Genomic DNA, 12146 nt, shown 5'->3' on the forward strand with positions numbered 1-12146 from the left:
CTTGCCGGGCATCTTCAACACCCCGTTGATGCAGGCCGCGCCAGACAACGTGAAAGCCGCCCTCGCCGCCTCCGTGCCGTTCCCGAAACGTTTCGGCGCGCCGGAAGAATTCGCGCAGCTGGCTCTGACCATGATCACCAACGGCTACTTCAACGGCGAAGACGTCCGTCTCGACGGCGCCCTTCGCATGGCCCCACGATAGGCCGGTCGACCATGAAAACCCGGATCACCGAACTCTTCGGCATCAGATATCCGATCATCCAGGGCGGCATGCACCATGTCGGCAAGGCCGAACTGGCGGCGGCGGTGTCCAACGCAGGCGGATTGGGCGTGCTGACGGCGCTGACCCAGCCAACGCCCGCCGACCTGTCGCGGGAGATCGCCAGAACCCGCGAACTGACGGACCAGCCAATCGGCGTGAACCTGACGTTCCTGCCCATCGTCAACAAGCCCGACTATCCAGGTTATGTGCGGGCGATCATCGATGGCGGCGTCAGGGCGGTGGAAACCGCTGGCAACAATCCGGGCCAGTGGGTCGACATGCTCAAGGCCGGGGGCGTCAGGGTCATTCACAAATGCACCACCATCCGCCACGCCCTGAAAGCCCAGTCACTGGGCGTCGACGCCATCAGCCTCGACAGCTGGGAATGCGCCGGCCACCTGGGCGATGACGATATTCCGCATTTCATCCATCTGGCCCGGGCCCAGGAAGAGCTGGACATTCCGTTCGTGGCGTCCGGCGGCGTCAACGACGGGCGGGGCCTGGTGGCGGCGCTGGCGCTGGGCGCGGAAGGCGTCAACCTGGGCACCCGTTTCCTGGCGACACGGGAGGCGCCGGCGCACGCCAATGTCAAACAGGCCATTCTCGACGCCACCGAAACCGACACCCGCATCATCATGCGTCCTCTGCGCAACACCGAGCGCGTGCTGCGCAACACGGCGGTGGACCGCATCGTCGAGAAGGAACGCGCGCTGGGGGACGCCGTCAAATTCGAGGACATCGCCGCCGAGGTGGTCGCCGTGTTTCCTCGCGTCATCATCGACGGGGAGATGGACGCCGGGGCCTGGAGTTGCGGCATGGTCGTCGGCCTGATCAACGACATTCCGACCTGTCAGGAGCTGATCGAGCGGATCATGGCCGAAGCGCGCGGCATCATCAACGATCGCCTCGCCGGCCTCGCCGCCCGAACGATCGTCGCATGAACGATCGTCGCCTGAGCGTTCCGGTTCGCGTCGCGCGTTGCGGCGCGGGCAGGCTTGTGGCTACACGACATGACCTGCGGAGTGGACAGGCGAATGCCGCCATCCCGCAAGCCAGACTTCAGCGTGAGGGAACGCCATGGCTCGCAAACTCATCAAATGGTCGCCGCCCTATCGGGGTGAGCATGTGGAGCGCCCGGTCTTTGACCTGGTCGACCTGGAGAAAGACGGCCATATCGGCCGCATCATCCTGAATTCGCCGGAAAAGCGGAATCCCCTCGGCTACGAGCGCCTGCTGCAGATCGAGATGGCTGCGAAGGAAATGGAGCTGGATGACGACATCCGCGTCATCATCATCAAGGGGGACGGCCCCTGTTTCAGCGCCGGCTATGACATCACCCCGACGCCGCCTGGCGAACCAAAACGCAACACCCCCGAGCACGGCTATCACCATCCTGACCGCGATCCGGTGTGGCAATCCTATGACCACGAGCATCTGCGCGTGTACACGACGCTGTTCGACCTGCAAAAGCCGGTGATCGCGCAGATTCATGGCCACTGTCTGGCCGGTGGCTCGGAACTGGCGGCGTTCTGCGACCTGCGCATTGTCGCCAGCGACGCGAAGATCGGCTGGCCTGTCGGGCGGCACTGGTCGCCGGGCAATCTGCAGGTCAGTCCCTGGCTGATGGGCATGACCCGCGCCAAATATTACATGTTCACCTGCGAACCCATTTCAGGCGCCCAGGCGGCGGAATGGGCCTGGGCGAGTGAAGCCGTAGCCCCGGACCAGCTTGAGGCGCGCACCGAGGCCATCGCCCGGCAGATCGCCCTGACGCCGACCGATCTCATCATGCTCACCAAGCGCTCGATCAACCGCCAGTTCGAGATCATGGGCTTCAAGACCGGCATGGCGTCGAGCGCCGATCACCTGGCCCTGGCGCTGCTGCGGCCCAGCCACATGCGCGGCGACGAATTCACCAAACGGGCCCGTAGCGGCGGCCTGCGCGCGGCGCTGGACTGGCGGGAGGCGGCCGATGGCCCACAGACCGGGGCGGATTCATCGTCAGAACCGCCATCCGCGCCCGACCCCGCCGCGGACCGGTACGGCGGCTAGAGCGCTTTCCGACCAGACGGAATCGTCTGGTCGATCAGAATTCGCTCAAAACAAGGGAAACTGGAGCGATCCCCGATCCATGTAGATCGGGAATTGCTCCAGCAACCTGCTTCCGGCGTTCGCATCCGCGTGACGCTGGCGAAAGGCGGCTTGCGGCTTTTCAACTGCGCGCAATCGGGGCGAGACGTCGAACACGAGGCGGGCGCCCCCGTTGGTCGCTCGCCTTGATCCCCCGGCAACGGCGCCATGACGGAACAGCCTTCAAGGTCGCAAACCCGGTGGGCCCAAGGGTTCGACTTGCTCCTCGTTCTCCCGGGGCGGCAGGGGCATCTCCTTTTCAGGCGGGGCACCGCCGTACGTGAGGAGCGCGCTCCGTTCACGCTGAATCGCGTTTTTGTTCTATCTTCTTGAATCGACGTGTTTTCTTCACGCGGAACGGCATCCTCCTGGCCCGGGAACGCTCCAGTCCGCTCCTGCCAGCGGCGCGTCCTCCTGTACCCAACCTGGATCAAAATGCTTTAGACAGGACATTGATCCTGGCGACGCAGCCGGAGCTGCGCCAGCTCCGGCGCGCCTTGATGAGGGGAAGTTGCGGTGATGAGTCCACTTTTTCGATCGATCGTCGTTGCGCTTGTGATGCCGCTGCTGCTGGCGGCGTGCGGCGACAAGGAACCGGAGCAACGCAAGGCGTTTATCGAGTTGCTCGACCAGCGGGTGATCAAGCCGGCCGGCGTGCGTCTGCCCAAGCTGAACGACGAGGAAAAAACAAAGCTGGGCGAAACCTACAAGGCCCAGTTCGATATCATCAGCAACTTCCATGAAGGCCTGAACACGACGTTCGCCGCCATCCCCAAGGTCATGAGCAACGCCGCCCTGCGCAAACTCGACGATCTGCCCGCCAGCCGCAAGGCGCTGGAGGAAGCGCGCGGCGCGCTGAAATCCGCTGGCGACGCCATGGATGCGGCGGAGAAGAAAGCCGTTGAGGCCAAAGCGGCGCTGAAGCAGCCGGACGACCTCAAGGCGGCCTATGACAAGGCCTTCGACAAGATGATCACCGCCCCGGTCGCCGCCGCCCGCAACCTGTTCGGCAGCGGCAACGCGGTCATCGACACCGGCGTCCAGCTGATCGACTATCTCGGCGCGAACAAGGACAAGGTGACGTTCACCGGCGGCGCCCTCCAGGCGAGCGACCCCAAGGCTCACGCCGAGGTCAACGCCCTGCTGGCGAAGCTGAACGCCGCCTCGCAAAAACTGGCGAGCGACGTGCAAACGCTGAACAAGATCGGCAGAGGCCAGTAAAACGATCGGCCCCGCCAGGTCGCGACGATGCCGAGATGATGCTGACGCGCCCGCGACCAGCAAAGCAAACCCGTGCGACGCATGTCCTGGCAGACCTGCTTTGCCCTGCCCGGCGCCTGACCAGAACCCGCCGGTCCAGGCCATTTTGTTCCAGCCGTTCTCCAGGTCATATTGTTGCAGGTCATACGGTTGCGAGCCATATGATTGACAGGGAACGGCAACCTGGCGGCGGGCGAAACGGTCCGCGCCAGCCGGAACGGGAGATGCATCATGCCAGGCACTTTATCCGCGGCTGAGCTTCAGGAGCGCATCGCGCTGGCCCGCCGCAACCTTGCGGCGCTGACGGAACAGGCCGCGGCCTTCTCGGGCGCGGCGGATGAAGAACTGGCCGCCCAGCGCATCGCCACCCAGCAGAAGCTGCTGGATGATCTGTTGCAACAACAGGAAGAGCAGCGCCGCCAGGACCGCGCGGGCTAACGTCGGGTGGCGAGGGCGCGGCCCGGAAGCGTTCCTGTGCAAAATACGCGGGCGTCAGCGACGCCGCGCTTTCCATGTCGCGCGCGACGGTCAGGCGTGATGTGCGTCGAACGGAGAGAGCATCCCCACATTGGGGCTCCCAAAGCCAGGAGACCGGATGCGTATGTTCAGGGTGGTCGGCTGGATTTTCGCGGCCGTTGCATTGACGCTGCTCACCATAGCCGGTGTGTTGTATTATCGGGCGGACCAGTTCTCGGCCGCCGCGATCCACGCGGACGGAGTTGTGGAGCGGCTCACGGCTTCCAGATCCAGCGACGACACGACCTGGGCCGCCGCTGTCCGCTTTACTGACCGGGATGGCCGGGAACAGCAGTTCACCGAAAGCATGCGCACCAACCCGCCGCGCTTTGCGGCGGGCGCCAAGGTCCCGGTGCTTTATGATCCGCAAAACCCCACAAGCGCGGTTGTCGCCGATTTCTGGGGCCGTTTTGGCGCCCTGACCATTGTGGCGGGCGTGGCGGCGCCATTTCTCATCCTTGCCGTGATCCTGCTTGCCGTCTCGGGGGCGCGGAGCCGCCGCAACGCCGATCTGTTGCGACGCGGCCAACCGGTCGAAGCTGATTTCCTTGAGGTTTTTCAGGACACGCGGATTTCGGTCAACGGCGCCAACCCGTTTCGGGTCGTCGCCCAGGCGGCTGATCCGCTGACCGGAAAACTGCGTCGCTTCGAGAGCGAGCCCGTCTGGGTTGATCTGTCGGGACGGCTGCGCGGACGCAAGGTTCGCGTGCTGGTCGATCCCATGAGGCCAGAACGCCATCTCATCGACCTGTCGGCTTTTGTCGACGCGGACGCCGCATGACGCCGCCTGCGGGCGATCCGTTATTTCGCAAAGCTGTCCGCCATCTGCCCGGCTGCGGATGCGTGATCATCACAGCATGACCAGGCGCGGCGACATTCCACGCAACGGCCGCGGTGCTGCTGCTGGCGGTGATGTGAGCAGTCATGCGGTCTTTACATGGTAAGTGTCGACGCCCGGTTGAGTCGTGAGCCTTGCGCAACCCTTATGGTCGCAACGGCTGGCGCCGGCCGGATCTGGATTGATCGACGGAGCTGACTGTGAACCGATTGCGCGCTGTAACGCTTGGCCTCTTCCTCGGATGCGCTTCCGCCGCGCTGGCGCAGGCGCCCGCACCAGCGGCTCCTGCCCCCGCGGCGGCGCCCGCTGCGCCGGTAGACGCTGAGGCCACCCGGGCGCTCATCGCCAAGCTCAACCCCTATGTCGCCCTGCTCAACCGGACCATGCGCGCCACCGATTCAATCGCCCGCTACGAAAGCTGGGTGAACATGAACACTGGCCCTACCGGCAAGGAGCGCATCGTCTACGGCCTGTATTCGCTGTATGACGTGCGCGGCGAGATCGACAAGGCCAGGGCGGCCATCGCCATGCCGCCGCCCATGCCGGCGCTGGACGCCGCCATTCCCGATTACATCAAGGCGTATGAGACCCTGGCGCCGCTTGTGACCGAGGCGGACGGCTATTACTCCCGCAAGGATTACACCGACGACAAGATGGCCGGCGGCAAGGAGTTGCACGCCCGCCTCGCTCCCGCCATGGCCGCCTTCCGCAAGGAGCGCGCCCGCGTCGACGCCCTGCTCGCCGTGGAGAAGGCCAGGGCTGACGCAGCGGAACTGGCGCTGATCGAACAGACCGAAGGCAAGAAGGCCCGCTGGCAGGTGGCCAACGTGATGCTGCGCGCCCGCCAGGCGGTCGACCTGTTCCCGTCGCAGAACAGGCCAGTGGTCGACATGCCGGCGTTTGAGGCGGCGGTGCTGGCTTACGCGGCGGCGGTGAAGGAAATGGACGCCTATTCGGCGGCCAATCCCGGCTCATTCTTCGTTTTCGAATCCCGCCCGCGCGACTTTCTCGGCAAGCTGCGCACGTTCCGCGACGCATTGCAGAAATCGAAGGGCGACGCCCGCAAAGGCGCAGGCCGCGATCTCGACTGGCTGGTCCGCGACTACAACATGATGGTGTCGACCTCGCGCGACGCCACCAAATTCGCCAAATAACCCGGCGTTGGTCCGGTAACGGATGCAGGCTGGCCGGCGCGGATATTGCTGCTTCCGGCCGCACCTTCCTGCCGCCATCTTGAAATTCGGCAATTTGCCCGTAAATTACAGGCAGGTTGCCGGAGCAGGCGCCCCGGCGGGTTATCCGGCGCGGAGCGGCGGAGGTTGGCATGTCAGCAGTCATTGAAGAAGTCGTCCGCAAACTCGGCGGACAGCCGGTTCTGGGGCGCCAGGTGCGCTCCCAGGCCGACCTTGCGCTTGCGGTGCGCGGCCGGCTGCCGTTGCTGGCCTTGCGCGGTCTTGCCCAGGCCGGCATCTCCGAGCAGGAGATCGAGCGTTTCGTCATTCCGCAGCGCACGCGCCGCCACCGCGCTGACCGCCAGCAACCGCTGACCGTGGACGAATCCGATCGGGCCGTGCGCCTGCTGCGCATCCAGACCCTGGCCGAAGACACTTTCGGCGACCGCGACAAGGCCAGCCGCTGGCTGCGTCGTCCGCTGGCGGCGCTCGACGGCGAAGCGCCGCTGGACGTGGCCCAGACGGAAGCCGGGGCGCGCGTGATCGAAACCGTGCTGGCCAAGATAGCCTGGGGCGCGGCGGCTTGAGGCCCGGCGATCCCATGATGGTGGAGCGATGATTCTCTGGCGCCTGTCAGGAGAGATCCATGCTCGCGCGTTCGATGGTGGTTATGGACAGTTGTATGACGGCCGCTGGAACACGGCTGGCCATCCGGTGACCTATTGCGCCACCTCGCCGTCGCTTTGCGTTCTGGAGAAACTCGTGCACGTGGAGGACCCGGACCTGCTGCCGGCCCTGGCCATGGTGCGCTATGACGTACCCGACGATCTGGCTGTCGAAACCCTGACGACCGCCGATCTGCCCAAGGCTTGGCGCCGCCAGGAAAGCTGGACCCAACGACGCGGCGACCAGTGGAGCCAGGGCATGACGACGCCGCTACTGTGCGTTCCGTCCGCCATTGTGCCGCTCGCGGACGCCCCCGACATGAACATGCTCATCAACCACCGACACCCGGACGCGGCGCGCATTGCCATTCGCGCGGTGGATTCATTCGTTCTCGACGTGCGGCTTTTTTAAAACGGCCATGTCACGCGACGACCCTGCCACGGCGTATGCCCGGAGACGCCTTGCGGCGTCTCCGGCGCCACTACGGCCAGTGTTGTCGCGGGGGATTAACCCCGGCGCACAGCGAAGGCGCACCAGGGAACCCGCCGCTGACGCTCCGTCCCGGCTTATCGCGCCGAGACCAGCCCGCCGATCGCTTCCCACGACTTGCCATTGAAGCGCATCATCTGCATGGCCTTCAGCGGCCCGTGATCATCCGGCGTGATGGTGGCGGTGACGCCGGGGAGCAGCATGGGGATCTCCATGTTGCGGATGCCTTCCAGCGCAGCGACCAGATTTTCACGGGTCGGCTTGGGACCAGCGCGCAGCAGCGCCTGTTCCATGGCGTAGGCCATGCCGTACGCGTAGGGGTTCAGCCAGTCGTTCTTGGCGCCGGACGGGTAGTATTTGTCCATGAAGGCGACCCAGGCCTTGTAGTCAGGGCTGTCCTTCCACTGCGGATCGGTCGGCTGCTTGACATAGGACGTCGAGATGATGCCGACGGACTTGTCCAGCCCGGCGCCCGTCAGCACCGGATCGACCGAATTGGAGACGCTCGGCAGAATGAACACCGGCTTCCAGCCCAGCGCGTCGACGGCGCGGATCGACTGGGCGGCGAACTTCGGCGTGGTGGCGCTGATGAACACGTTGGCGCCGGCGCTGCGCAGACGCGAAATCTGCGAATCCACCGTGGCGTCGGAGAGCTCGTAGGCGATGGCTTCGACAATGGCGGTTTTCTTGTCGCCGAGCCCTTCGCGCAGGCCTTGCAGGATATCCTTGCCGTAGTCATCGTTCTGATACAGCACGCCAATCTTCGGGTCCTTGATGTTCTCAAGGATGTATTTGGCGTAGATTTTCCCTTCCGTCGGATAATCGACGTTCCAGGCGAAGGTCCACGGGAATTTTTTCGGCTGGTTCCAGCGCGAAGCGCCGGACGACACGAAAACCTGCGGCACCTTCTTGCCGTTCAGCCAGGCCTGCGTGGCCGACGAGGTGGGCGTGCCGATCGGCAGGAAGATGGCGAGAACGTCTTCGCCCTCCACCAGCTTGCGGGTCTGCTCGATGGCCTTCGGCGGCGTGAAGGCGTCGTCCAGGCTGATGATGCGCACCTTGCGCCCGTGGACGCCGCCGCGCGCGTTGACCATGTCGAAATAGGCGATCGCCGCCCTGGCGATGGTGCCATATGCCGAAGCCGGGCCGCTATAGGGCGCGGTGTTGCCGAGCTTGATCTCGGTGTCGGTCACGCCGTGGGTTTCGGCGGCGCCGGCCCCCGCCGCCATGGCGAGCATGAGGCTGGCGGCCAGACCCGCGCGGGCCAGTTTTTTGCTGAAAGCGCCTGCTGGGTTTTTCATGGATGTTTCCCCCCGTATGTCCGTCTTGCGAGCGGGCCCGTCGTTGGGCGGGCTTCCGCTCCCGTGTTCTGGATTGCTTCTGCCCGGGCGAGGCGGACGAGCGCCCGCCTGCGGCGTTCAGAGCGTGCGCGCGATGATTTCCTTCATCACTTCATTGGTTCCGGCGTAGATGCGCTGGCCGCGTGAATCCGCATAAGCCCGCGCCACCGGATACTCCCGCATGAAACCATAACCGCCGTGCATCTGCACGCACTGGTCGAGGACCTTCGCCTCGACGTCCGTGAGCCAGTACTTGCACATGGCGGCGTGCTCAGGCGGCAGGACGCCATCGAGGAAGCGCGACACGCATTGCTCAAGGAACGCCCGCGCCACCGTCACCTCGGTTTTCATCTCGGCCAGCTTGAAGCGCAGGTGCTGAAACTGGCTGATTGACTGGCCGAAGGCCTGGCGCTGGTTCGTGTAGGCCAGGGTCTCGCGGAACGCCGCCTCGGCCCCCGCCACGGCGGTCATGCCGACCATCAGCCGCTCGCGACCCAGTTGCGCCATCAGATAGTGCAGGCCCTCGCCGCGGACGCCAAGGATATTGCCCGCCGGGACGCGGACATTGTCGAAGAACAGCTCCGCCGTGTCCTGGGCTTTCTGGCCCAGCTTCTCCAGCACGCGGCCGCGGCTGAAGCCGGGGCGGCCCGCCTCCACCAGGAACAGGGTCTTCTTGCCCGGCGGATCGCCCTCGATCCCGGCCAGCACGATGATGAGATCGGCGTGCAGACCGTTGGTGATGAAAGTTTTCTGGCCGCTGATGAGGAAGTCGTCGCCGTCCGGCCGGGCGATGGTGCGCGTGCCCTTCAGATCACTGCCGGCGCCCGGCTCGGTCATGGCGATGGACAGCACCACGTCGCCGCTGGCGCAGCCGGGCAGCCAGCGCTGCTTCTGCTCTTCCGTACCGTAATGGACGATGTAGGGCGCGATGATTTCCGCGTGGGTGTAGAATCCCGGCAAGGCGATGAAGGCGCGGGCGAACTCCTCGATAATCACCAGGGCGTGGTGAATGCCGGCGCCAGAGCCGCCATAAGCTTCCGGCAGGCAGCAACCGAGAAAGCCGGCGTCGCCCATCTTGCGCCAGAGCTCGCGCGGCATGGCGCCGTCGCGCTCCCACTGGCTGTAGTGGGGGGCGATCTCGCGGGCGATGAAACGGGCGACGGACTGGCGCAGCGCGTCGTGCTCCGCCGTCAGGTGCGATTGGGTGGTCATCGCTGTCTCCTCAGGGACCGCCGAAGCCCATCCAGCCGCCGTCGACGGGCAGGATGACGCCATTCACATAAGAAGCCGCGCCGGAGGCCAGAAAAGCAACGGCGCTGGCGATTTCCTCCGGGTGCCCCATGCGGCGCATGGGCAATTTCCGCTCCAGCTGCGTGCGTTCGATGCCGACTTCATCGAACATGCCGAAAGCCAGCGAGGTTTCGATGTATCCGGGGGAAATGGCGTTGACCCGCACGCCGCGCCCGGCCCATTCGCTGGCCAGGCAACGGGTGAGATGCACCACCGCCGCCTTCGACACCGCATAGGCGTTCGAGCCGGGAATGCCCATCATGCCGGCGATGGAGGCGATGTTGACGATGGCGCCCCGGCCGCGCCGGCCGAGCACGTGACGGCCGAAGGCCCGCGACGTCAGGAAGGTGCCGCGCAGGTTGATGTCCATCACCTGCTGCCAGGCGTCGATGTCCTGATCGATGGTGCGGACGATCGGTTCGCCGACGCCGGCGTTGTTGACCAGCACGTCGATCTCGCCAGCTTTCGCCAGCGCAGCCTCAACCATGGCGTCCGGGCCGGATTTCTCGCCGATGTCGCCGGTCACGGCGTAAAAGGCGCGCTGCGGAAATTGCGCTTTCAACTCCGCCAAAGCCGCTTCAAGCCGGCCGCCGTCGCGATCGGCCAGCACCACGTCGCCGCCGAGCCCGGCCAGCGTCCGGCAGATCGCCATGCCGATGCCCCCGGCGCCGCCGGTGACGAGCGCGGTCTTGCCGCTGAAATCCATCAATTCAGACATTGTTGTTTTCCCTGGACGTTTCCCACACTCAGGTTGTGAAGCCGCCGGCGCACGGATTACCGGGCGCCGCGCCCCTGCAATTCCGGACCTGCAAGCATTCCACGATCGCGATCCAGAGCCCGGTCAGACAAACCTGCCGGGCTGTGGCTTCATTTCTTTTTACGCGCGGCGGATTTCTCACGGAATTCCGTCACCAGCCGCTGGTGATCAGCGCTGACATTGGTCAGCGCCTCATAGGCGAGGCCCGGGTCCATCATCGCGACAGCGAGCTGGCGCAGGGCGATGTTGGTGGTCACCTTGCTCCAGCGGATCGCTTTCATGGCGCCGCCAGCCAGCCGGTCGGCGAAAGCGTCGACAGCGGCGTCGAGGTCTTCCGCCGGCACGGCGTGATTGATCAGGCCGATCTCGGCGGCGCGCGGCGCGGCGATGGGATCGCCGGTGAGCAGAAACTCCTTGGCGCGGGCAAAGCCAATGAGCTGCGGCCAGATCACCGCGCCGCCGTCGCCAGCCACCATGCCGATGGAAACGTGCGGATCGGCGATGATCGCCTTCTCAGCCGCGAAACTGACGTCGCAAAACAGGGCGATCGTCGCGCCAAGGCCGACGGCCGGGCCATTGATGCGGGCAATCGTCGGCTTCTCGCAATCGATCAGCGAGAACACGATGGCCTTTGCCTCGGCGACGGTTGTTTCAAAACTGTCCGGATCGTCGATGGCGTCCTGCATCCAGTCGACGTCGCCGCCGGCGCAGAAGGCCCGCCCGGCGCCCGTGAGCACGATCACGTCCGAATCCGGATCCTTCGCCGCGTCGGTGAACACCCGCGACAGCTCCTCGTGCAGCACGGCGTTGACGGCGTTCAGGCTGTCGGGCCGGTTCATGGTCAGGGTGAGCACCCGGCCGCGCCGGCTGAAGGTGATGGCTTGGTAGTCCTGCTGCTTCATCGTGTTTCCTGCCCTTGATTCCGCCTGCGGCGGCTGATTTTGCCTGTGGCGGCCTGGAGCGCCGCCGGGGAAGCTGGTTCACCGGATCAGCCCTGTCGCTCTGGCCGGCGCATGTTCTTCACAAAAACCGGGGCGCGCTGTTCTTGGAAATGCCCTGGCCGCCGCCAGGCTCATTTGCTGGATGGCGGGGGCCTGCCCCAACGCCCGTCTCAACGCGCGCTACCTGAACCTGGCGCCGCGGCTGCGGGCTGCCAAGTTAAATTTCGATTTTCGATTCGCTAGTCGATTTTAATTGACATGTCCATCGGGACATTGAAAAAATCCGCCACACGGGCAGGATCTGGTCGGCCACCGGGCTGCGGAAACTGATTCCGTCCCGGGACCAACAAAAAGAAGACGTCCGCCAATCCGGCGGCGGCGCGCAGCGGACGTGGCTTGCCGTCGAAACAACGTCCGGTCATCTGGTTGCGTCGCATGTCCAGGCGGCGGCGAACGCCGTGCGCGAACATGCTGCTTCAGAACAG

13 protein-coding genes and 1 pseudogene are annotated in these 12146 nt (G+C 65.2%); 9 read left to right on the top strand and 5 right to left on the bottom strand.

All coding sequences use genetic code 11. From position 1 onward, the window contains the following. From IE243_RS23460 to IE243_RS10360, 9 genes and pseudogenes are all read left to right on the top strand, one after another. Nucleotides 1-202, top strand: a pseudogene (locus IE243_RS23460) (3-hydroxy-2-methylbutyryl-CoA dehydrogenase); the annotation flags it as partial. Between the two features lie 11 nt (nucleotides 203-213). After that, nucleotides 214-1203: an NAD(P)H-dependent flavin oxidoreductase gene (locus tag IE243_RS10325; RefSeq protein WP_191319282.1), complete on the top strand. Its 990-nt coding sequence runs from the start codon at nucleotides 214-216 to the stop codon at nucleotides 1201-1203. Between the two features lie 136 nt (nucleotides 1204-1339). Further along, nucleotides 1340-2314 (top strand): enoyl-CoA hydratase-related protein, encoded by a 975-nt coding sequence (locus tag IE243_RS10330; RefSeq protein WP_191319283.1) that lies wholly within the window; start codon nucleotides 1340-1342, stop codon nucleotides 2312-2314. Nucleotides 2315-2911: 597 nt separating this feature from the next. Next, complete coding sequence (locus IE243_RS10335; RefSeq protein ID WP_191319284.1) at nucleotides 2912-3613, top strand: DUF3053 family protein; 702 nt, start codon at nucleotides 2912-2914, stop codon at nucleotides 3611-3613. Between the two features lie 270 nt (nucleotides 3614-3883). Then, nucleotides 3884-4090 (top strand): hypothetical protein, encoded by a 207-nt coding sequence (locus IE243_RS10340; protein ID WP_191319285.1) that lies wholly within the window; start codon nucleotides 3884-3886, stop codon nucleotides 4088-4090. Nucleotides 4091-4247: 157 nt separating this feature from the next. Then, the gene (locus IE243_RS10345; protein ID WP_191319286.1) at nucleotides 4248-4949 is read left to right on the top strand and encodes a DUF3592 domain-containing protein; all 702 of its coding nucleotides are present in this window, start codon (nucleotides 4248-4250) and stop codon (nucleotides 4947-4949) included. A gap of 257 nt (nucleotides 4950-5206) precedes the next feature. After that, the gene (locus tag IE243_RS10350) at nucleotides 5207-6160 is read left to right on the top strand and encodes a YiiG family protein (protein ID WP_244643054.1); all 954 of its coding nucleotides are present in this window, start codon (nucleotides 5207-5209) and stop codon (nucleotides 6158-6160) included. Between the two features lie 170 nt (nucleotides 6161-6330). Then, nucleotides 6331-6765, top strand: coding sequence for an Xre family toxin-antitoxin system antitoxin (locus tag IE243_RS10355; protein ID WP_191319287.1), 435 nt, complete (start codon nucleotides 6331-6333; stop codon nucleotides 6763-6765). A gap of 28 nt (nucleotides 6766-6793) precedes the next feature. Further along, nucleotides 6794-7255 (top strand): RES family NAD+ phosphorylase, encoded by a 462-nt coding sequence (locus tag IE243_RS10360; RefSeq protein ID WP_191319288.1) that lies wholly within the window; start codon nucleotides 6794-6796, stop codon nucleotides 7253-7255. Nucleotides 7256-7410: 155 nt separating this feature from the next. On the opposite strand, the gene IE243_RS10365 is transcribed toward IE243_RS10360, so the two are convergent. The 5 genes from IE243_RS10365 to IE243_RS10385 all read right to left on the bottom strand — a co-directional run bounded on the left by IE243_RS10365 (nucleotide 7411) and on the right by IE243_RS10385 (nucleotide 12131). Next, complete coding sequence (locus tag IE243_RS10365; protein WP_191319289.1) at nucleotides 7411-8634, bottom strand: ABC transporter substrate-binding protein; 1224 nt, start codon at nucleotides 8632-8634, stop codon at nucleotides 7411-7413. Between the two features lie 117 nt (nucleotides 8635-8751). Further along, entirely contained in the window at nucleotides 8752-9885 is a 1134-nt protein-coding gene (locus tag IE243_RS10370; RefSeq protein WP_191319290.1) for an acyl-CoA dehydrogenase family protein, read from the bottom strand. A 10-nt stretch (nucleotides 9886-9895) separates the two neighbouring features. After that, on the bottom strand, nucleotides 9896-10681 hold the full coding sequence (locus tag IE243_RS10375; RefSeq protein ID WP_191319291.1) for an SDR family NAD(P)-dependent oxidoreductase: 786 nt from the start codon (nucleotides 10679-10681) through the stop codon (nucleotides 9896-9898). A 149-nt stretch (nucleotides 10682-10830) separates the two neighbouring features. Then, nucleotides 10831-11622: an enoyl-CoA hydratase/isomerase family protein gene (locus tag IE243_RS10380; RefSeq protein WP_191319292.1), complete on the bottom strand. Its 792-nt coding sequence runs from the start codon at nucleotides 11620-11622 to the stop codon at nucleotides 10831-10833. A 278-nt stretch (nucleotides 11623-11900) separates the two neighbouring features. Then, nucleotides 11901-12131 carry a hypothetical protein gene (locus IE243_RS10385; RefSeq protein ID WP_191319294.1) on the bottom strand — a complete coding sequence of 77 codons (231 nt, stop codon included), beginning with the start codon at nucleotides 12129-12131 and terminating at the stop codon, nucleotides 11901-11903. Nucleotides 12132-12146 lie beyond the last annotated feature (15 nt).

The organism is Camelimonas fluminis, assembly GCF_014656355.1.
GTDB lineage: Bacteria > Pseudomonadota > Alphaproteobacteria > Rhizobiales > Beijerinckiaceae > Camelimonas > Camelimonas fluminis.